This is a genomic window from Fructilactobacillus cliffordii (genome assembly GCF_024029355.1).
Taxonomy (GTDB): Bacteria; Bacillota; Bacilli; order Lactobacillales; family Lactobacillaceae; genus Fructilactobacillus; species Fructilactobacillus cliffordii.
In genome coordinates, this window is the sequence record NZ_CP097117.1 from 511,662 (window position 1) to 532,595 (window position 20,934).

The following is a 20,934-nucleotide window of genomic DNA, read 5'->3' on the forward strand; positions in this document are numbered from 1 at the left end:
TTTTTATACAACTGCTACTATACTCCGACTGCCCGTTTCCGACAACAAAAAAAGAGAAGTTTACTAGTGTAAACTTCTCTTTAATTAGTTCGCTTACATCATGCCAGGCATTCCTTGTGCCATGGCCGGATTATCGTTACCGCCATCTTCCTTTGGTTCTTCCGCAACCACGGCTTCAGTGGTTAATAATAAGGAAGAAACAGAAGCAGCGTTTTGTAAAGCAGAGCGACTAACCTTGGTTGGGTCAACCACCCCGGCGGCAATCATGTCTTCATACTTGTCGTCCGCAGCGTTGTAGCCAATTCCTGGTTTTTCTTGCTTCAAGTGGTCCACAATCACAGCACCGTCTACACCGGCATTTTCAGCAATTTGCTTAACCGGAGCTTCCAGAGCCCGACGCACGATGTCAACCCCAGTTTGTTCATCGCCTTCTGCTTCCACAGCAGCCACATCGTTTAAGATGTTGATGAAGGCCGTTCCACCACCAGGAACAAATCCTTCTTCTACGGCAGCTCGGGTAGCGTTCAAGGCATCTTCAATCCGGTACTTGCGTTCTTTCAATTCGGTTTCCGTAGCAGCACCGACTTTGATAACAGCCACTCCACCAGCTAATTTAGCCAAACGTTCTTGCAACTTATCTCTATCAAAATCAGAGTTGGTAGCAGCAATTTGACCCTTAATTTCGGCAACGCGTTGGGCAATGGCATCCTTGTCACCCTTACCTTCCACGATGGTCGTCGAATCTTTCGTAACGTTTACTTTATTGGATTGTCCCAATTGATCAACCGTGGTGTCCTTCAATTCTAAGCCGAGGTCATCACTAATGACAGTCGCACCAGTTAAGGTTGCAATGTCCTGTAATTGAGCTTTCCGGCGGTCACCAAAGCCAGGAGCTTTAACAGCAACCACGTTGAAGGTTCCCCGCATCTTGTTCAGAACCAAGGTTGGGAGCACTTCGCCACCAATGTCATCGGCAATCATCAATAACGAACGACCTTGTTCCACAACTGATTGCAGCAACGGCATGATGTCTTGCATGTTGTTAATCTTCTTGTCGGTGATTAAGATGTAAGGATTGTCTAAATCAGCTTCCATCTTTTCTTGATCAGTGACCATGTATTGGGACATGTAGCCACGATCAAATTCCATTCCTTCAACCACGTCCAAGCTAGTTTCTACTCCCTTGGAGTCTTCGATGGTAATTACCCCATCGTTTCCAACTTTTTCCATGGCGTCGGCAATCAAACTACCCACTTGTTCGCTAGCAGAAGAAATCGAAGCGATTTGGGCAATATCATCTTTGTTTTCCACCTTGTGGCTCATCTTGTGTAAGCTATCAACAGCCGCTTTCGTGGCCTTTTCAATTCCGCGACGAACCCCCACTGGATTAGCACCAGCCGTCACGTTTTTCATTCCTTCTTTAACGATGGCTTGGGTTAAAACCGTGGCCGTCGTAGTTCCGTCACCAGCAACATCGTTCGTCTTGGATGCTACTTCAGAAACTAACTTAGCTCCCATGTTTTCAAAGTGATCAGGTAAGCTAATTGCCTTAGCAATCGTAACCCCATCGTTAGTAATCGTGGGGTCGCCAGCAGTTTCTTCCAAGACCACGTTCCGACCTTTTGGTCCCATCGTTGTTTTAACTGTGTCAGCTAACTTGTCGACACCATTTAGCATGGCGCTCCGTGCGTCATCAGAAAACTTTAATTCTTTAGCCATTTTCATTCACCTCATGTTTAATTAATTTGAACTTGCTATTTCAGCCTAATTGTTAAATTATTTAACGATTGCGAGGAGGTCGCTTTCGTGCATCACAAGATATTCTTGATCTCCATCGTTAACTTTAGTTCCGGCGTATTTATCAAACATTACAACGTCACCTTCGCTAACTACGGGAGCAACTTTTTCACCGTTATCAAGCACTCGGCCGGTTCCAACCGCAACTACTTTTCCTTGGGTTGGTTTTTCCTTAGCGTTTTCAGCTAATACAATGCCGCCAACCGTTTCTTCCGGTTGGTCTTGAATTTCAATAATGACACGATCTCCAATTGGTTGTAACATCATTAATCCCTCCAATAAAGTAACGTTTTAGCACTCAGACTCATCAAGTGCTAATTACATTATTTAATATAAGCTCCTTCGAATTTAAATGCAAGAATTTAGTTCAAAAAAAGAGTTCCTATTTCCGGAACCCTTAGTCATCGCTGCCATGATCGTAATGATCAATGAAATAAATTAAAGTTTGGAGCTCATTGGTAAGATCCACGTTGTGCACCCGAATCCCATCTGGAACGTTTAAACGGCGGGAGGTAAAGTTCAAGATGCCCTTCACGCCTGCTTCTGAGACCTGATCTGCCACATCTTGAGCCACGTTGGTTGGCACAGTTAAAATAACCACACTAATCTGTTGGTCCCGGAGTTGTTTAATCATCTGGTCCATGGGATAAATCGGAACGCCCCCCTGAATCGTGTTAACGTTTTTGGGATTTACGTCAAAGGCGGCAGAAATCCGGATGTTACTATCCTGGTGAAAGTTAAAGTTTAATAGCGCGTGCCCGAGGTTTCCGACTCCAACTAACGCTACGTTGGTTAAACGGTCCTGGTGCAGGATGTTTTTGAAGAATTCCAAGAGGTTCGTAACGTCGTACCCATAACCCCGTTTTCCCAAGGCTCCAAAGTACGAAAAATCGCGCCGAATCGTCGCCGAATCCACGTGAATGGCATCGGCCAGTTCCGTCGATGAAACCCGCGTCTTTCCTCCATCGTGTAAAATATTTAAATAACGATAATAAAGTGGTAGCCGTTTTGCGGTTGCACGGGGAATTTTCACTTCTGCCATTTGCTGATGGCCTCCTTCAAATTAGTCGTTCTACTCTTAATCTCATTTTACCACAAACTATGCGCTTGTGAATTTTTTCGTTAAGCCGGCAATGATTCCCGATTTGATTGGACTGTTCAACTAAAAAAGATGCTTCTTTTTCAAATTCAACCCGCTTAGTTAATTCCACTGGGTTTGTGAATGATTTCATCTCGGTTTTAATTAGCAAACCACAAAATATGATAAGATTACGGCAGGAGGAAGCACAATGATTATTTTACAGGCACAACAACTGACTAAACGCTTTAACGGGACGCCCATTTTTGACGACCTCAATTTAACCATCAATGATCACAGCCATATCGGACTCGTAGGTCAAAATGGGGCAGGAAAATCAACCTTATTAAAGCTACTGGTTGATCCTAAAACCGCTAGCGATGGCCGCGTAACGATTAAACAAGGGCTGTCAATTGGATACCTCCCCCAAAACACGGGGTTACATTCTGACCGGACCATTGAGGCCGAATTAGAACTCCCCTTTGCACGTTTAATTAAAATGGAAACTCGAATTCACGAATTAGAAACCGAAATGAGTCAACCAGCGGTTATTGCTGATCCTGAGAAACTAGCGGCCATTTCCAAAACCTACGATCAATTACAAGCAGATTTCAAGCGCGACAATGGCTATGGCTATCATGCTGAAATTCGAACCGTCATGAGTGCTTTTGGGTTTTCAACTGCTGACCAAAACCGACCGATTAATGAACTTTCCGGTGGTCAACAAACTCGGGTGGCCCTGGCAAAACTGCTATTAGAAAAACCAGACCTTCTGATTCTCGACGAACCGACCAACCACATTGACATGGGGACCACGGCCTGGCTTGAAAACTTTCTAAAGTCTTATAGTGGCGCCCTGTTGGTGGTTTCCCATGATCGGTACTTCTTGGATCAAGTGGTTAATGAAATTTACGACCTCGAAAACGGCCGGTTGACCCACTATTCAGGAAACTACAGCTTTTTTGTAAAGGAAAAACAGCACCAGTTATCGATTGCTGCCAAGAAATACGAAAAACAACAGCATCAAATCAAAAAGGACGAAGAGTTCATCCAAAAAAACATGGTCCGCGCTTCGACCACCAAACGAGCTCAGTCCCGCCAAAAGCAATTGGCAAAAATCGAACGGGTTGAAAAACCGCATCCCCAACATGCAACCGCTCGCTTCCAATTTCATCCGGATCGTAAAAGTGGTGAAGTCGTACTCGACGTAGAAAAGCTGGGTATCGGCTACCAAAAGGAGCTTAGTTACCCCATCGACCTCCACCTAAAACGCGGTCAACGGTTCGCCATCTTTGGCCCCAATGGAGTCGGTAAGTCGACGTTGTTAAAAACAATCGTAGGTGAAATCCCCCCACTGCGGGGAACCATCAACTTTGGCACTGGCGTCCAAATCGGGTACTACGACCAACAACAGGCCCGCCTGCATCCTGAAAAAGACGTGCTTCATGAACTTTGGGATGACTATCCGACCACGCCAGAACGAGAAATTCGCTCCATCTTAGGCAGTTTTCTTTTTAGTGGGAATGCGGTCGAAAAACAGGTTGCCAACCTTTCTGGTGGGGAACGAGCCCGGTTGCTATTGACCAAACTTTCGATGCAACACGATAACGTCCTAATTCTGGACGAACCAACTAATCACCTCGACGTTGACAGTATCAACGTTTTGGAAGGGGCTCTGTTGGAATTTCAGGGTACGATTCTCTTTGTCTCTCACGACCGATACTTTATCAATCAATTAGCGACCCACATCGTGGAATTGAGTGCGGATGGCTCCACCACCTACATGGGGAACTATGATTACTACACGGCTAAAAAAGCAGAAGAAGCAGAAATTGCGGCCCACGAACAGTCAGAAGCAGCTCCCGCACCTAGTGAACCGATTTCAGAAAAGAAACAACAGTTCCAACGCCAAAAGGACGTGCAACGCCAACGCCGCAAATTAGAACGATCCGTACAGGACTTAGAAAAACAACTGGGTCAGCTAGAGGAACAAGTAACTCAGGTTCAAACTGATATGACCCAACCGGAAAACTATCAGGATCCAGAGCGGAGTCAACAGCTCCAGGAACAGCTCCATCAACTCCAATCCGAACAACAACGGGTGGAAAATGAGTGGGAAACCGCGAGTGTGGCACTCGAAGAACTTAACGAAGCTTAAAAACTCCCCATCGGCATCACGCTGACGAGGAGTTTTATTTATGACTATTTTAATGATAGCAGGGCAAAATGAATCAATAGGGATAGAACTCCTAAGATACAAACCCCCCGTTTGTCCTGATACTTAGTAAAACTAGCGTAACAAAACGTGAGGACTAGGACTTTAAGAGCTGCTGTGAGGGTCGGCGTATTGATGTGAAATAATCCGGTCACTAATATGGTAATGGCATCCGCAATCAAAATGGCAAAACCCATTGCCACAAACAAGGCTTGGCCATCTAAATTCCGGGAAAGCATTTTTAAAACCAGCCAATTAATTAAATAAGTGAATCCGAATCCCACGGTGGAAACAAATAAAACCAAGAACAGCTGGAAAAACGTAAACTGCAGGTCCGTAAAATGAGCTAGGTCCTTAACACCTAGTAAGGTGGTTCTTCTTATAAAAAACTTAGCGCTGGTAAAGTAAAAGACAACGTTCGGACATAAAACACTGCTAACAAAAAATAGCAGGTAAGTTGGCCACGACCAGCGTTGGTTTGCTTGCTCTTCCATCTAAAATTCCTCCTGATTAAGCAACGTTGCTTAGCATTCTTTATAGTTTAACAAGTAAATATTTTTAAACAATAACTATTAATTATTTGTTAGCTTTAATTTAAGATTAAAACTAAAAGAGGAACGCGGTTGCGCTCCCCTTTTAGTTTGATGACGTTTTAAAATTAATCATCATACTTAATGTTTCGGCACATAGCGTCGGTGCCACACTACAGCTCCGACCACAATTGCCACTAAAACAATCCCCCCAATCACCCACGGTAAGCTGCTGTGATGTGTCTTAGTTTTAGCTTGATCTTGATTCGTTTTTTTCGTTGCTTGCTTTTTCTGATCGGATTTTTTTTGCTTCTTTTTGGTAGTTTGCTTTTGGTCAGCTTTCGTAGTGGTTCCAGTTGCGTCTGTTTGGTCGTCAGCAGTTTGTCCCGACTGAGAAGTAGCTGATTGACCCGTTGCGGTTGAATTTGTTTGACTGGCCCTGGTCGATTGCGAGGTAGTAGCGCCAGAATCACCTTGTTTTTTCGTAGCAGAACTAGTCTGACCTTGATTTACGTTTGCCGAATAAATGATGGTCATTTCCTGAACTCCGGTACCATCGGTAGAACCCCCAAATACCATTGCAGGCCCATAACTATCGTTTTGTCCATTTGCAACCCGGACGTACCGATAGCCATTAATGTTGGGCACCGAAGCATAGTAAGTCGTTCCTGATTGACCCGTAGCCGTGGTTGCTGAGCGGATGGGATTGCCGTTTTGATCAACGTAGTGGACAATAATCTCTCCTTGGTCAGCATTCGAATTGGCCGTTTGGGCTTGAACCGTTAATGGGTTTGCTGACAGGGTAACAACCCCGACCGTTCCCAGTGTTAGTGCGACTACGCCAGTTAATAGGAATTTTGACTTTTTCATTGTGATTCATCCTCGTTTCATTATTACTTCAACGTAATTATATCACCAAATTAACTGGTTTTATGAAACCGTTTTACTGAAAAATTTAATTTCCCCCTTCATCTGCCAGTTTGCGGTTTCTAATTGTGCTAGTTCCTCGTCCATGGTGCTATACTTGCCTTGTACCAAATAATCCATAGAAGAGAGTGACCATCATGGAATTTAATAACGTAACCATCATTGGGGGAGGAACACTGGGATCCCAAATTGGATTCATGTCTGCCTTTCATAACAAAAATGTCACCATTTGGGGTCGTTCTGATCAATCCATCGACAGAACTAAAGCCCGAATTGACCGGTGGGAAACGGCCGTTCGGATTGATTTAAACGCCACTGACGAACAAATCAAAAACGCCGAAAAGCACTTACAGTACACCACTGATTTAAAGGATGCTTTAGCTGGTGCCGATCTGGTAATCGAAGCCCTGCCAGAAAACGTGGCAACCAAGGATGAGTTTTACGATCAGTTCAAGGAATTAGCTGATTCAAACACCATCCTAGTTACCAATACCTCCACTTTCTTACCTTCACAATTTGCTGAAGCAACTGGTCGTCCCGATAAGTTTTTGGCTTACCACTTTGCCAACGAAATTTGGAAATTCAACACAGCCGAAATCATGCCTCAAAGCAAAACTGATTCCGCTCTGCCTGCAGCATTGAAACAGTACTCTCAAGAAATTGGCATGATTCCAGTCATGATTAATCAGGAACAACCGGGCTACATCTTAAACAGCCTTTTGGTCCCCTTTTTAAACAACGCTTTGATTCTTTGGAGCAAGGGCATTGCCAGTCCCGAAGACATCGATAACACTTGGACCATCGGAACGGGAGCTCCCAGCGGTCCCTTCCGGATCATGGATACGGTGGGGATGAAAACCATTTACGAAATTACCCACAATTCCAGTGACCCTGATTTACAAGTAGCCGCTGAAAAGGTCAAAACCATGATTGACGCCGGCAAGATTGGACGTGAATCTGGCGAAGGCTTCTACAAATACAACTAAGTAACTCAAACTAAAAAATGGTCGGCGGAAATTAATTTTTCCGCCGACCATTTTTTATTTCAATTTAACGAGCTGCATTTGCTTCCCAGTCAAACTCCAACCCGGGATTAGCGTTTAACAACATATCAGCACGAGCGCCATGACGTTGCAACATAGCGCCGGCCGCGCCAATCATAGCGGCATTATCACCACAAAGTTTCAACGGCGCCATCACAAACGGCACGCCTTGCTTTTCGACAGCAGTCTGCAAGGCAGTTCGCAAACCGTGGTTAGCAGCCACCCCACCTGCCAAGATAAACTCCTTGGCCGGATATTGTTGTAAGGCTGCTAGCGACTTAGTCACTAACACGTCTACGACTGCTGCTTGAAAACTAGTAGCTAAATCTTGCTTGTTTAACGTTTCACCCACTTGCTCCGCATGGTGTACCGTGTTAATGAAGGCACTCTTTAATCCGCTAAAGCTAAAGTCAAAGTTATCTTCCTTCACCATTGCCCGCGGAAAGTCAAAGGTATTCTGACCACTCTGAGCCCATTGATCGACCGTTGGACCAGCCGGATAGTTAATCCCTAAGACCCGACCAATCTTATCGTAGGTTTCACCCGCTGCGTCATCCCGGGTTTCACCGATAATCCGAAACTCGCCTTCTTTAGGCATCCACACTAACTCAGTGTGCCCACCGGAAACCACCAACGCCAGCGCTGGAAATTGAATTGGGGTCACGAAATTCGTAGCGTAAATGTGGCCAGCTAGATGGTTAACCGGAATTAACGGCAAATTGTGTGCCCAAGCCACTGCCTTAGCGGCTGTAATGCCGACCAGCAAGGACCCCACCAAGCCGGGTCCATATGTAATTGCGACTCCCGTCAGGTCTGCATAGGTAACCTGAGCCACTTGGAGCGCCTTTTTTAGACAAATAGTGATCTGCTCAATATGATGCCGACTGGCCACTTCGGGTACGACCCCACCAAACCGCTGGTGGCTTTTAATTTGAGTGGCCACCACGTTACTCAAAATTTCATTGCCATTCTTAATGACCGCCACGCTGGTTTCATCACAACTCGTTTCAAACGCCAGGATTAAACTTGTTTGTTCTTCCACTTTTTTCACCACTTTTTCGTTGCCTAACGGCCAAAGTTGCTAGCCGCTAGATAGTTTCGTTGATCTAAGTGCAACTGGTAGTTAACCGCCGCTTCCCCGTCGTCGTAATAATTAGGCTCTTCTTCTACTAGGACAAAGCCTAAATCGCGCACTAAACTTTGTGAACGGTCGTTACTCTTGCGACAAGTAAACACGACCCGCCGCAAATCCATCTCCCGAGCCCGTTCAATGATGGTGGTCACCAGAAAATAACCGAGTCCTCGTTTTTGAAAACCGGGCATAATTGCCAAGTTTTCAATGTGACAACAACTTTTTTTCCGGGAAATCATGATGCAAATGAATCCGACTAACTCGTCGGCATGGCGCAAAATGAGGTAAAAGCGATCATTCTGATTTTTCAAGCCGGACTTAAACCGTTTGGGTCCCCACTTGACCTTACTTCCATACGCAGCCTGATCCACCTTCACAATGTCCGGTAAATCAGTCATAGAGCCCTTCCCGAGGAAATACTTCATCCCACTGATTTCCACGATCCGGTTTTTAAATTCTAAAGCTTCGTTAATCCGTTGCTCCTTGCGGTCGTTAATGTTTTGGCGGTACCATTCCTTAAACTTGTTCAACATAGTTGGTCGATCCTTTTCCTGGGTGTTTGTCCTGCCATTCTGCCTCGGCCTGCGTCAGTCGCAAGTAGTTTGGCACCACTTGGTCGATGTTTATAACGGGCGTTAAGCGTTCCCCATACAGACCCAATTGCCCAGTCTGGGGCAAGTTATCCATTCCCATCACCGTATGAACCCGGTGACCTAACCGTGCTCGTAACTGCGGTAAAAAGTGGTCAACGTCTTCCCCCACAAACGTAATCGGTTCGTTCAGAGCCTCTAATTGATCCAGCCAATCAGTAATCCCAATGTGTTGTTCTGGCAAAACCAAGCGGGGGCCGGTCTTCCTAATCCGGTAGCAACCAGAGAAAACGATGTCGTTTCGGGCATCAAACAGCGGTACCACCAGCTGATGCTCCGTCGTGACGTTTAGGGCCAACGTTTGCAAACTCGAAACAGTCACTAAATCAATGTTCAGGGTTGTCGCTAAGACCTTTCCAATCGTCACAGCCACCCGTAATCCAGTATAAGACCCCGGTCCCACGGCAATCACCACGCGTTCTAAATCTGCCGGTGTCAAGTTGGCCAACTTGACCAATCGCGCTACTTCATCCATGGCGTACGCCGCGTGTTTGCGCTGGGTCGTGATTGTAGTCGTTGCAAGAACTTGCTCTCCGTCGACTACGGCTACCGAGAGCGGTCGATTCGACGTATCAATTGCTAGCGTTTTCATGCATCCGCCTTCTTTGGTTTAATCTTTTCCCACTTAATTCGGGCCGTCGCCCGCAACTGGTCCGCCGCCATAATTTGGTGGACCGTAACGGGATGTTCCTCATCTCGATCCAAGAACTGGGCCTGACTAACCACTTCATCCCCGTACCGCACCTCATCAGCATACTTAATGCTAAAATCCGTCGGCAGGTAATCCCGCAGGAAGTCAAAGTCCAAGGTATTGGTAATCCAGCCCACGTAGTGAGTGTTGCTAACGTGACCGTTAAAGTCAATATCCGTAAACAACACGGGATAAGTCATTGTTTGATCCGGTTCCCCACTCAAATTAGGAATCTTGGTTAAGCGTGGCAAGCGTTTGACGTGTTCGCTTCCAAAGGGTTCGGTTAATGCCGGATTAATTTTGACCATTTTTCTCGTCTGCAAATCCATCATGACCCACAGACTTTCCACATCGACCAATAGATTATCCGCTTCGTCATACACCCGGTACAATCGGCGGGCAAAGTAGTTGGTATGAGAAGCTGCTTGGGTTTCAATTCGCACCCGTTCGTTGGCCCGGGGTAACCGGTGGATGTGCAAGTCTTGCTGCACTACAATCCAAGTCACACCAGTGGCCTGCACGTCACTCACACCCACAGAAAGTTCGACCGATTCATCCTCTGAAACCTGGATAAAGCTATCAATCAGACACTGAAGGGTGATTTTCCCGTGAATCTCGGTTTGAAAGTTGGCAATTTTATATCCTTCTGAAAAAATTGAAGCTGGCATTAACTCTTCTCCTCTTGGTCAAGCTGGTGGAAACGATTGTAGACGGTCTGGCGAACCAGATGATTGGTCTTCGCCACTTGTTTAATGGCTTGGTTGGGCTTTAAGCCGGTTTGAATTAGTTGTTCGACTTGGGTTTCAATCGGAACGGTTGCATCAGCCGTTGCTGTGGTGGTTAGCGGCTGGGGATTCGGATTGCCACCAACTAAGATGACAAATTCACCGCGAATCTGATTGTCCGTTGCCCAGTCCAGTAACTCGGGAAGCGTTCCGCGCACGTATTCCTCGTGCTTTTTGGTTAGTTCCCGTCCTAAAGCAGCCGGACGGTCCCCCATGGCTTGCACCATGTTTTTCAGGGTCTGTTTCAACCGATGGGGCGCCTCGTAAAAAATCAACGTCGCGGTTTCGTTCTGTAACTCAGCTAGTTCCGCCCGTTGCTCCTTCGGTTTTCGCTGCAAAAAACCGTAAAACAAAAACGGCTGTGGCGCTAAACCCGAGGCAATCAAACTGGTTAACCCTGCGGTCGAACCGGGCAGGCTCACCACGGGAACGTGGGCCTGAATGCAGGCTACCACCAGTTCGTGACCAGGATCACTAATCGATGGCATCCCCGCATCGCTAACTTGGGCAATCGTGTTCCCATCCTCAAGCATCCGCACCAATTCTGGAATCCGACTGGCCGTGTTGTGTTCGTGAAAACTAATTTGTTTCGTTTTAATTTCAAAGTGATTCAGTAATTTTTGCGTATTCCGGGTATCCTCGGCCGCAATTACATCCGCGGTCTTGAGCACCTTTAATGCCCGCAACGTGATGTCATCCAGATTTCCAATCGGGGTTGGAACCAAGTATAAGGTTCCCGTCTGGTGGGACGCAAAGCTACTTTGGGCATAAATCGTCATAATTACCGTTCTCCGTAAATAATGTCAGTACAAAAGATGCAGCTTTCGTTTTCTTCCCGGCGTTTTCCATAATACTGGTTACAAATGTGATAACCCTGGTTGTAGAGCTTTTCGAGGTTCTTTTTGGATTGGGATAACTCCCGCACGCCCTGATGCTTTTTTTCTGCAGCTCCCAAGAGCTCGCGGAGGTGTTCATTTTCAATCCGTAATTCCGAATTTTCTTCTAAAATCGCGGCTACCTTGGTCCGTAAGGTCGTGATTTTGGTGAGCATTTGCTCAAACTGCGTAGAAAGGTCATCCATGCCCTCATCTACATTTTTGGTTGACAATCCCTTCATCCCTCTCATTTGCTAGTTATGGACTGCAAACATTTTAACGTCAGCACTTCTAAAATTCCCTGAAAGCCCACGTTCACTCGTTGCAACTGGGCCGTTGCTAGTATGCCATTAATCATACTGACAATTTGGTAATCTGACAATTGGTTCGCCGTTGATTTAAGCAAATCATAAATATCACCAAACGCCAGTTGCTCTGGGGTTCGCTCCCTAAATTTAACGTTAAATACATCTTGAAAAATTAAACACATCATCGTAACTGTCACGTTTTGACTAAAGCGGTCCCCGATTAACGGCATCAGGTTCGTTTGAACAAACGGAAAAGCTCGGACATCATCCTTGCTGATCCAAGTAAACCAGCCCTCGATTTGCTGCTTCATCTTACTAAGCCACTGATCAGCAATCAACTGGTCCAATTCGGTGGTTGACTTCGTGATTTGGAGAGCCAGCTTAATCTCAGTCTTGCTTAAATTATGCTCCGCCAAGTAACGTTGCAATGCTTCCTGTTTAATCTGTGGAAATTCTACCAGCTGGGTTCGCGAACGAATTGTGGGCAAAATATGGTGGTAATTGGTAGTTAGCAGAAAAGCTGTTACCGTCGCTAGCGGTTCTTCAATCACCTTCAACAAGCTATTCGCCGCTCCTACCGTCATCGTGTCGGCGGCATCAATGATAAAGACCTTCTGATTGCCTTCGACGGCACTCTTGGAAAACTCGCGTTTGAGTGCCCGCACCTGCTCAATTTTAATCGACTGGCCATCGGGCTCAATCACTAAAACATCTGGATGTTCATCGTTCGCAATCCGCAGGCACTCATTGCATGCTCCACAGGGGAAGCCTTCCTTAGTAGGATGTAAGCAAAACAGGGCCATTGTGGTGACTTTAGCAACCGCTAATTTGCCATCACCGGCACTACCTGAGAATAAATACGCATGACTCAGGTCGCCCGCTTGCACCACTTGGACAAAGTGCTGAATCAAATCGGGTTGTTTGGCGTTCACGTCTGCTAGTAAGTGCTGTGCTGCTGAGGTTTCCATCGGCTAGAACCGGAAAAAGTCTTCAATCGGCAGCACCATGACCGTGGCGCCCCCAACTTCAACTTCGACCGGGTATGCCGTATCGTTAATGCTCCCCACCAGGTTAATGGGTGGCGTTACGTACTGATCCCGAGCCTGACAAGAGTGCTTAATTAAATCGAGTAACTCTGGGACCCGTTCGTCATCGATTCCTACCATGTACGTCACGTTTTTGGCCCGCAAAAAGCCACCCTTTGTGGGTAATTGTGTGGCAATGATTTTGTGTTCGTTTAACTGTGCCTGCAGTTTACCGGCATCTTTTTCTTGAATAATCGCTAGGACTAATTTCATGTGTAGTGACCTCCTCTGGGCTTACTTCAAGTGCTGCATAATAATGGCGAGTACCTGGTTAGTTACAGTTGTTACTGATTGGGTCGCATCCACCCGCACAATTCGTTCGGGATGCGCTTGGGCCAGACGTTCGTAAGCATCATGAACTCGGACGTAAAAATCGCGCTGCTCGCGATCTAACCGATTAGTGGAATGTTCATCGCGGTGTTCAATCCGTTCCAAACCCACCGCAACTGGAACCGCAAAGTAAATGGTTAACTCAGGGAGCACGCCGTTCGTGGCAAACTGATTTAACTCCAACACTTTCTGTTCGCCTAATTGCCGCCCGGCCCCTTGATAGGCCACCGAGCTATCGACGTAGCGATCACAGAGTACCACTCGTTCTTGTGCTAAAGCAGGCAACACCTTTTGTTCGAGGTGCTGGCGCCGTGCCGCCGCAAAGAGGAGCGCTTCCGTGCGGGCATCCATGGCCTCGTTTTGTTCATCAACAATTAAATTCCGGATTTTTTCCGCGATTGGATCGCCACCAGGTTCGCGAGTAACCACCAACTGGTCCCATAACTGGGGTTGCAGTCGGTCTACAACCTGGTTTAAGACGGTAGTTTTTCCAGCGCCATCGTTTCCTTCAAACGTGATAAAGTGCCCACTCATTCAGTCATCATTCCCCTTATTTTATGTTTCGATTGTACTGTAATTTAACCAAATTGTCTATTTTCCGCCCCGGTCCAAAAATGCAAAAAAGACCGCCAACGCGGTCTTTTTCCCAGTTTAATTATTCAGCACTTAAACTAACTACCGGATCAACCTTAGCAGCTTTACGAGCTGGTAAGAGAGCGGCCAGTAAACAAATAACGACGGAAACTAAGAGTCCAAAGATGGCGTTTCCCACCGAGATTTGCATGATGTTGTATTGAATTCCACTTTGCGACAAGGAGTTCGCCCCCCATTCCACCAAGTAAGCCAGAATGATAGCTAAGACGGCTGAAAAGAAGCCCAGAAACACTGATTCGAAGATAAACAGTTTCCGGATGTTCCCCTTCGAAAAGCCAAGGGCTCGCAAAATTCCGATTTCCTTAGTCCGTTCGGCCACACTGATGTAAAGCACCACAATGATCATGATGGCAGATACCAAGAGTGAGATGGCTGCAATTGAAGTCAAGACGGCTACCGCAAGGTTTACGTAAGTGTTCAACGTGGAGACAATCGAACCGGCTCCCGTAATCTGGAAGGCAGGCTTGCTTCCGTTCTTAACGGCCTTAATCCGATCTTGGACTGGTTGTACGTTTTGTACGCCTCCGGTGATGTCAACCGCAAGGTAGTTCGGGCCAAACGCCACGTTGTTATCCTGATACATCGACTTCAACGTTCCATAGGTCACGGCATCTGGTAGGCTATTACCATCAGTAATCCCACTGATGGTCACTTCCTTTTGCATAACCTGCGGTGTCTGGGTTTGATCATCAGAAGCACTAAGATAAAAGGTTGCTTTCGTTCCCAAGACCCGGTTGGGGTGATCATGGTTAATTTGTTTGGCTTCCTTTTTACTAATCAAAATTTCATTGGTCTGCGGAGCCCGACCAGTTTTAATGTTGGATTTCCGCAGAGTGTTATCAAAGGTCTGAACCATTGTCAATGGTACGGTTTGATTGCCACTCTTTAACCGGGCGCTACCAGCCGCAAAATAACCAGGTGACACCTTTTTTACCCCAGAAATCTTTTTCAAACGGTTAATGTCACTTTGCTTAAGTGTGGTTTCTTGAGGCGTCGGATTATCACTTTCCACGTTTTTAGCCACTTGAATCGTGTTTGGATTAATTTGGGAATAGATTTCGTGATTGATATACCCCTTAGTCCCGTTTCCGAGACCAAGCATCAGGATCACACTAAAGATTCCGATGGCGGCGCCAAACATGATTAACAGGTTCCGCTTCAAGTTATAGCGGAAGTGTTGCCAAGCCATTCCAGCCATCGACTTCATGCTAGCTACTTTATCCCGGAATGGTTTTTGTTGCTCGTCAACCGGATAAGCCGGTTTTAGAACCCGATCATCGTCAATTAACCCGTTGGCAAGGTGCACAATCCGAGTTCCGTAATCAGCAACCACTTGAGAATGAGTTACGGCAATTACCAGTTTCCCATTTTCTGCAATTTGGTTTAATAACCGCAAAATTTCGTCGGTGTTTTGTGCATCCAAAGCCCCCGTTGGTTCATCGGCAATGATGATGTCTGGGTCAGAGGCCAACGCCCGGGCAATCGAAACCCGTTGCTTTTGACCACCCGATAATTGGTTCGGGTACTTGTTCTTATGTTCGGACAGTCCCACCTGATCTAACAGTTCGTCGGCGCGTTTCACTTGTTCGTGGTGCGATAAGTTCGTCATCTCTAACGAAACCATGACGTTGGCACGAATCGTCAGGTGGCTAATCAGGTTAAAACTTTGGAACACAAACCCAATCGTACTCCGGCGATATTGGTCCAGTTCCTTCGGCGTATCGTGTTTCAACGATTTCCCGTTCAGCAGCACGTCTCCGGTATACTGACTGTCTAATCCCGCAATGATGTTCATTAACGTGGTCTTTCCACCCCCAGATTCGCCCAGGATGGAAACGAATTCCCCCCGTTCGAAGTCTAGGTTAATCCCGTTTAAAACGTGAAATTCCTGATGATCCACTTGATAAGACTTGTGGATATCCTGCAGTTGTAAATAGGCCATCTAGTTCTCCTTTAGTCTAATAATAATTATTAGTTTAGTTGATAGTATACACCATATAGCATTCATTGTAAGCCCTTTTTAATCCATTAATTAAAAAAGAGGTCCCTACCCTAAAGTAGTTTCCCCTTCTTTTAAGAATCGTACACGCTTGACTGAATGTGATCGTTTTTAATCTTCCGGAGTCGGGCTTGACGGTACATAAATTCAAATTTCTGCTTGGCCAACTCAGTCTGTGCCTTCACCTGCGGATCGACATCCGCCACAGCCGCTTCTGTTTGTTGAGCCTGGTCCCAATCCTGCTTTAACAGGTTCAACGACTGGAGTAACTCTTCATCGTACTCCTTTTCGAAGTCCTTGGGTTTAAAAAAGTTAAACATCCTAACCTCACATTTCCGTTCGTCCTTCGACCGCCCGAAACAGAGTCATTTCATCGGCGTATTCAATGTCACTTCCCACGGCCAGTCCCCGGGCTAAACGTGTCACCTTTAAGCCAGCGGGTTTTAACAAGCGAGCTAAGTACATCGCCGTAGCGTCTCCTTCTGGGGTAGCGTTCGTGGCAATAATCACTTCTTTGATGGTCTCATTTTTTTGCAACCGTTTGATTAAAGAGCTGATGTTGATATCATCAGGCCCCTTGCCTTCCATCGGCGACAGCACTCCGTGTAAAACGTGGTACAAACCGTGGTAATCTTTCATCTTTTCCATGGTAGCAATGTCTTTAGGTTGTTCTACTACCAACACTTGGGATTGATCGCGCATAGGATCACTACAAATTTCACACGGGTCAGTCTCTGTTATGTTCCCGCACACGGAACAAAAGGTTAGCTTTTCCTTCGTGTCATTTAAAGCCTGAGCAAACTGTTGCACCTCATCCTTCGGCATATCAATCGTATAGAATGCCAACCGGGTGGCAGTTTTTTCCCCGATTCCAGGTAGGTGCATGAAACCATCAATGAGCTTAGCTACTGGTTCTGGGTACTGCATGCTGATTCCCTCTTTACTATTAAAGTCCGGGGATGTTCATTCCCTGGGTGAATTGTCCCATCTTATTTTTCGTGGTTTCGTCAATTTGCTTCAACGCATCGTTCACGGCTGCAATCGTCAAATCAGAAATCATGTCCGGATCATCGGGATCCAATGCTTCTTTTTTAATTTGTAAATCCTTCATCTTCCGATCCCCGGTAAAAGTAGCGACCACGAGGTCATCAGGAGCTTTGCCCGTGAATTCTTGTTGGTCGATTTCTGCTTGTTGGGCACTCATCTTGCGTTGCATGTCTTGTGCTTGCTTCATTAACTTGCCCATGTTCATTCCGTTCATTGCCATTGTAATTTCTCCTTTAAATTATAAATTAATCATCTTCCACGTTCACTAATTCATCGCCAAAGAGTTCTTTGGCTCGACGGACGTTCTTCGGTTCTTCCGCCGTTGGTTCAGACTGTTCTGATTGTTGATCAGCTGTTTCTGATTGCGTTCCGCGTGGATGTTGTTGCAGGTATTCCTGTCGTAACGTGGGCCACTCTTCTTTCGGAACAAAGAAGACTTTGGGAACCTGACCCAACAACTGTTCCAAGCCCTGTTCGAGCGCTGTCATTAATTGTTCATCGCTTCCAGCTTTTTGGTATAAGAAACCGTAGTCAAAGGCGATTACGACGCCAGTATCACTGGCAGCTACCGGTCGAGCTACGTGTAAAACGGCCCGCTGAGTAACGCTCAGTAACTGTAACAACGCACCCCAGTTGCTACGATATTGTTCCAAGGCCGATTTAGTTGCTGCATCCAAAATCCCAAAGATTCCGTTCATATCTGGTTGGGGTGCTTTGGGACTATTTGGAATTGCGCGCTTGGCGGGCGTAGTTTGCTCCGCCGGTGTTACTGATGCAGTTACTGGTCGTTGTTGTAACGACTGCAATTGTTGTTGCAACTGTGCCACCTGCTCTTCTAGCTGCTGGTATCCAGCTGGCGGGACCGATTCTGCCGGTTGTGGTTGCACTTCTGCATCCGCGAGGCGGACGGTCAAAATATCCAGATAGAGGTCTGGGTGATAAGTAAATCGCAGCTGCTGTTGGACCTCGTTCATGATCTCTACGAACTGGTAAATCTTACGCCGGTCGACTTCCTGAGCAATTTTTTGGAAGTTATCGCCCAGCAGACCTAACTCGTCAGCCGTTACCAGAGCTTCGTTTTGTTGGTAAAGCAACAAGTTCTGACAGTAGTCCACCAAGTCTTCAATAAACTGACTGGCGTCTTTTCCATCCGCCAGGGTGGCTTCCACCACCTGGAGCCCGCTGCTAACGTCACCTGCTAATACGGCTTCAAAGTACCGCTGCAGCTCATCGCGGGCAACACTCCCCGTCACTTGGAGAGCGCTGTCATAGGTCAACTGCTCCGGATCATATGAAAGGGCTTGGTCCAGAATACTCAGGGCATCCCGCATCCCCCCTTCGGCGCTCTTAGCAATGATTTTCACAGCGCGGTCATCGAATTGAACCTGTTTACTCTCTAAAATCTTTGTGAGCTGTTCCTCAATGTCCGTCGCGCTAATGCGTTTGAAATCAAAGCGCTGCAATCGCGACAGGATGGTTGCCGGAATCTTATGAGGTTCCGTCGTGGCCAGGATAAAGATCACGTGGGACGGTGGTTCCTCCAAGGTTTTTAACAACGCGTTAAACGCCCCGGTTGACAACATGTGGACTTCATCGATGATGTAAACCTTGTACGTTGCCTCCGTGGGGGCATACTTGGCCTTATCACGAATGTTACGAATCTCTTCGACCCCGTTATTAGAGGCCGCGTCAATTTCAATCACATCGTTTAAAGCACCCTGGTTAATGGCGACGCAGGTTTCACACTCGTTACATGGCTCGCCGTCTTTTAAATGCTGACAGTTAACCGCCTTAGCCAAAATCTTCGCAGTTGAAGTTTTCCCCGTTCCACGGGGTCCACTAAACAGATAAGCGTGACTAATCTGATCGGTTATCAAAGCGTTTTTTAACGTCTTCGTAATGACCCGTTGCCCCACAATTTCATCAAAGCGTTGGGGCCGCCAGACCCGGTATAAAGCTTGATAACTCATGTCACCCTTCCTTTCTTCTGGAACGCCACCTGCTAACATTATAGCGAGAATGCCGCTGAATTACCATAATTCTAATTGAAGCAGCTGCATCCGTTTTTACCATATTACTGTAAAAAAAATCTCCTAGCCAAATTGACTAGGAGTTTATTTGCTAACAACAAGAAGCACAAGGCAAAAAATACTTAGTGCTGCTTCCTTCCGGACCTGACACGGTTCGTAAGTCTGCCTTTGCTTCAAGGCCTTACGGCAGTTACTATCATAACTTAACCACGGCTACTTGTCCAGTCCTTGCTTCCGTTTTTTCCGGCGCTGGCGCTTATCGCGAAAGAAGGATCGCATCACAGCTCCAGCTTCGGTAGCCCGACAACCAGTTTCGAGTTCCACCTGGTGATTTTGGCGTTCGTCCGTCAGGGCCTGGTACAAACTTTCCCCCGCCCCAGCCTTCGGATTCGCCGCTCCGTAAACTACCCGATCAATCCGAGCGTTCACAATCGCCCCGGCACACATCAGGCAGGGTTCAATCGTGACGTACAGAGTACACCCGGTTAACCGCCAACTTTGCACTGCCAGACAAGCCTCTTCAATCGCAATCAGTTCTGCATGCTGGGTGGATAACTGCGTGTGTTCGCGCAGGTTATAGCCGGTTCCAATGATTTGGTGGTCCTTGACAATCACTGCTCCGATGGGAATTTCGCCGATTTGGGCCGCAAAGCGGGCTTCCACCAGCGCCTGGCCCATGTAGCGTTCATCCTCAGTCATCATGATTGTTGCACGCTCGCTAAGACGTAGTACCCCTTGTCACGTTTGATGACTTCCGCATTCCCAAAGGTCGCCTGCATCAACCGTTTGGCCGACGGTGCCCCTTGCTTCTTTTGTAATACCACAAACAGCCGGCCGTTGGGTGCCAGATGGGCAGCAGCTCCCGTAATCATGGTATCTACTACGTCTTTGCCAGCCCGAACCGGCGGATTCGTGACCACAGCAGCAAATTGCTGCTCGCTTACCCCCGCATACACGTCCGACGTCGCAACGGTAACGTTGCTAATCCCGTTGACCATGGCGTTTCGTTCTGCGAGCGCCAGTGCCCGTTGGTTTACGTCCACCAACTCAAACTGGTGGTCTGGATATTCTTTAGCTAAAAACAACCCGATTGGCCCGTAACCACAGCCCAAGTCTAAGATTGGTCCGTCCGGTAAATCAGCGAGATCCACGTTCTCAATCAGGACCCGAGAACCGTAGTCCACGGTTCGTTTAGAAAACACTCCGTTATCTGAAATGAAGTGGAGTGCCTGTCCTTTAATCGTAAAATCCCATTCTTTTTCATCGTGAATCACATCCGGATTCGGTGTATAATAAAAATTGCTCACAAAAATCACATCCTTTAATTTAATTAATTATGCTAAAATTTTGTTTCACACACCACATGTAGTGTGTTTCTCAATCGAGTGACACAACATGTGGTGTTTTTTGGGTTGAAAGAATCCATTTTAGTAGTAGAATCAGGATATAGTCAAACGAAAGAAGGAGTCCATTATGAAACAGATTACCGTTTACACTAAAAACAACTGCATCCAATGCAAAATGACCAAACGTTTTTTAACCGAACACAACGTGGATTTTACTGAAAAGAACACCAGTGAAAATCCCGACCTAATCCCCTACTTGAAGGACCAAGGTTTTCAAGCAGTTCCAGTTGTGGAATCAAAAGTATTAGACACCTTTGGTGGTTTTCGGCCCGACCAACTGAAACGCTTAGTTGAACAATTAGCCACTGCATAAATCACTACTTTCATTATACACATTAAGGGGAATCAGTAT

At 46.6% G+C, this 20,934-nt stretch carries 24 protein-coding genes and 1 other RNA gene; 3 read left to right on the forward strand and 22 right to left on the reverse strand.

The features are described from left to right. Window positions 1-93: 93 nt before the first annotated feature. From groL to M3M38_RS02605, 3 genes are all read right to left on the reverse strand, one after another. Window positions 94-1,719: a chaperonin GroEL gene (gene groL / locus M3M38_RS02595; protein WP_252766214.1), complete on the reverse strand. Its 1,626-nt coding sequence runs from the start codon at window positions 1,717-1,719 to the stop codon at window positions 94-96. A 57-nt stretch (window positions 1,720-1,776) separates the two neighbouring features. After that, window positions 1,777-2,061 carry a co-chaperone GroES gene (gene groES / locus M3M38_RS02600; RefSeq protein WP_252767477.1) on the reverse strand — a complete coding sequence of 95 codons (285 nt, stop codon included), beginning with the start codon at window positions 2,059-2,061 and terminating at the stop codon, window positions 1,777-1,779. Between the two features lie 133 nt (window positions 2,062-2,194). Beyond that, entirely contained in the window at window positions 2,195-2,839 is a 645-nt protein-coding gene (locus tag M3M38_RS02605; protein WP_252766215.1) for a redox-sensing transcriptional repressor Rex, read from the reverse strand. Window positions 2,840-3,086: 247 nt separating this feature from the next. Between M3M38_RS02605 and M3M38_RS02610 the strand changes: the two genes are divergently transcribed. Further along, window positions 3,087-5,033: an ABC-F family ATP-binding cassette domain-containing protein gene (locus M3M38_RS02610; RefSeq protein ID WP_252814684.1), complete on the forward strand. Its 1,947-nt coding sequence runs from the start codon at window positions 3,087-3,089 to the stop codon at window positions 5,031-5,033. A gap of 44 nt (window positions 5,034-5,077) precedes the next feature. Here the strand turns inward: M3M38_RS02610 and M3M38_RS02615 are convergent, their stop codons facing one another. After that, on the reverse strand, window positions 5,078-5,584 hold the full coding sequence (locus M3M38_RS02615) for an RNA-binding protein (RefSeq protein WP_252814685.1): 507 nt from the start codon (window positions 5,582-5,584) through the stop codon (window positions 5,078-5,080). Window positions 5,585-5,761: 177 nt separating this feature from the next. After that, window positions 5,762-6,490, reverse strand: a complete 729-nt coding sequence (locus tag M3M38_RS02620; protein WP_252814686.1) for a MucBP domain-containing protein — start codon at window positions 6,488-6,490, stop codon at window positions 5,762-5,764. A 194-nt stretch (window positions 6,491-6,684) separates the two neighbouring features. Here M3M38_RS02620 and M3M38_RS02625 point away from each other — a divergent pair, with 194 nt between their 5' ends. Then, on the forward strand, window positions 6,685-7,533 hold the full coding sequence (locus M3M38_RS02625; protein ID WP_252766219.1) for a 3-hydroxyacyl-CoA dehydrogenase: 849 nt from the start codon (window positions 6,685-6,687) through the stop codon (window positions 7,531-7,533). Window positions 7,534-7,597: 64 nt separating this feature from the next. On the opposite strand, the gene tsaD is transcribed toward M3M38_RS02625, so the two are convergent. From tsaD to M3M38_RS02710, 17 genes are all read right to left on the reverse strand, one after another. After that, complete coding sequence (gene tsaD, locus M3M38_RS02630; protein ID WP_252814687.1) at window positions 7,598-8,632, reverse strand: tRNA (adenosine(37)-N6)-threonylcarbamoyltransferase complex transferase subunit TsaD; 1,035 nt, start codon at window positions 8,630-8,632, stop codon at window positions 7,598-7,600. Between the two features lie 23 nt (window positions 8,633-8,655). Continuing rightward, the gene (locus tag M3M38_RS02635; RefSeq protein WP_252814688.1) at window positions 8,656-9,255 is read right to left on the reverse strand and encodes a GNAT family N-acetyltransferase; all 600 of its coding nucleotides are present in this window, start codon (window positions 9,253-9,255) and stop codon (window positions 8,656-8,658) included. Further along, a complete protein-coding gene (gene tsaB, locus M3M38_RS02640; RefSeq protein ID WP_252814689.1) occupies window positions 9,239-9,964 on the reverse strand; it encodes a tRNA (adenosine(37)-N6)-threonylcarbamoyltransferase complex dimerization subunit type 1 TsaB in 726 nt (241 codons plus the stop codon). Before tsaB ends, M3M38_RS02635 begins: the two co-directional genes overlap by 17 nt. Continuing rightward, complete coding sequence (locus tag M3M38_RS02645) at window positions 9,961-10,731, reverse strand: acyl-[acyl-carrier-protein] thioesterase (protein ID WP_252814690.1); 771 nt, start codon at window positions 10,729-10,731, stop codon at window positions 9,961-9,963. Before M3M38_RS02645 ends, tsaB begins: the two co-directional genes overlap by 4 nt. Continuing rightward, on the reverse strand, window positions 10,731-11,627 hold the full coding sequence (gene rsmI / locus M3M38_RS02650) for a 16S rRNA (cytidine(1402)-2'-O)-methyltransferase (protein ID WP_252814691.1): 897 nt from the start codon (window positions 11,625-11,627) through the stop codon (window positions 10,731-10,733). The genes M3M38_RS02645 and rsmI overlap by 1 nt, the downstream gene beginning before the upstream one ends. Window positions 11,628-11,629: 2 nt before the next feature. After that, window positions 11,630-11,956 carry a DNA replication initiation control protein YabA gene (locus M3M38_RS02655; protein WP_252766225.1) on the reverse strand — a complete coding sequence of 109 codons (327 nt, stop codon included), beginning with the start codon at window positions 11,954-11,956 and terminating at the stop codon, window positions 11,630-11,632. 14 nt (window positions 11,957-11,970) lie between these two features. Beyond that, window positions 11,971-12,999: a DNA polymerase III subunit delta' gene (gene holB / locus M3M38_RS02660; protein ID WP_252814692.1), complete on the reverse strand. Its 1,029-nt coding sequence runs from the start codon at window positions 12,997-12,999 to the stop codon at window positions 11,971-11,973. 3 nt (window positions 13,000-13,002) lie between these two features. Continuing rightward, a complete protein-coding gene (locus M3M38_RS02665; RefSeq protein ID WP_252766227.1) occupies window positions 13,003-13,329 on the reverse strand; it encodes a cyclic-di-AMP receptor in 327 nt (108 codons plus the stop codon). A gap of 21 nt (window positions 13,330-13,350) precedes the next feature. Continuing rightward, entirely contained in the window at window positions 13,351-13,980 is a 630-nt protein-coding gene (gene tmk, locus M3M38_RS02670; protein WP_252766228.1) for a dTMP kinase, read from the reverse strand. A gap of 121 nt (window positions 13,981-14,101) precedes the next feature. After that, complete coding sequence (locus tag M3M38_RS02675; RefSeq protein WP_252814693.1) at window positions 14,102-16,042, reverse strand: ABC transporter ATP-binding protein/permease; 1,941 nt, start codon at window positions 16,040-16,042, stop codon at window positions 14,102-14,104. Window positions 16,043-16,173: 131 nt separating this feature from the next. After that, entirely contained in the window at window positions 16,174-16,419 is a 246-nt protein-coding gene (locus tag M3M38_RS02680) for a YaaL family protein (protein WP_252766230.1), read from the reverse strand. Between the two features lie 7 nt (window positions 16,420-16,426). Further along, complete coding sequence (gene recR, locus M3M38_RS02685; protein WP_252766231.1) at window positions 16,427-17,026, reverse strand: recombination mediator RecR; 600 nt, start codon at window positions 17,024-17,026, stop codon at window positions 16,427-16,429. Between the two features lie 19 nt (window positions 17,027-17,045). Then, a complete protein-coding gene (locus tag M3M38_RS02690; protein WP_420842661.1) occupies window positions 17,046-17,366 on the reverse strand; it encodes a YbaB/EbfC family nucleoid-associated protein in 321 nt (106 codons plus the stop codon). 25 nt (window positions 17,367-17,391) lie between these two features. Continuing rightward, window positions 17,392-19,116 (reverse strand): DNA polymerase III subunit gamma/tau, encoded by a 1,725-nt coding sequence (gene dnaX, locus M3M38_RS02695; protein ID WP_252814694.1) that lies wholly within the window; start codon window positions 19,114-19,116, stop codon window positions 17,392-17,394. Window positions 19,117-19,262: 146 nt separating this feature from the next. Next, window positions 19,263-19,361, reverse strand: an RNA gene (gene ffs, locus M3M38_RS02700) — signal recognition particle sRNA small type. 28 nt (window positions 19,362-19,389) lie between these two features. Continuing rightward, the gene (gene tadA / locus M3M38_RS02705) at window positions 19,390-19,875 is read right to left on the reverse strand and encodes a tRNA adenosine(34) deaminase TadA (protein WP_420842670.1); all 486 of its coding nucleotides are present in this window, start codon (window positions 19,873-19,875) and stop codon (window positions 19,390-19,392) included. After that, window positions 19,875-20,483 (reverse strand): class I SAM-dependent methyltransferase, encoded by a 609-nt coding sequence (locus M3M38_RS02710; RefSeq protein WP_252814696.1) that lies wholly within the window; start codon window positions 20,481-20,483, stop codon window positions 19,875-19,877. Before M3M38_RS02710 ends, tadA begins: the two co-directional genes overlap by 1 nt. 166 nt (window positions 20,484-20,649) lie before the next feature. Between M3M38_RS02710 and nrdH the strand changes: the two genes are divergently transcribed. Then, window positions 20,650-20,895 (forward strand): glutaredoxin-like protein NrdH, encoded by a 246-nt coding sequence (gene nrdH, locus M3M38_RS02715; protein WP_252814697.1) that lies wholly within the window; start codon window positions 20,650-20,652, stop codon window positions 20,893-20,895. The last annotated feature ends 39 nt before the right edge of the window (window positions 20,896-20,934 follow it).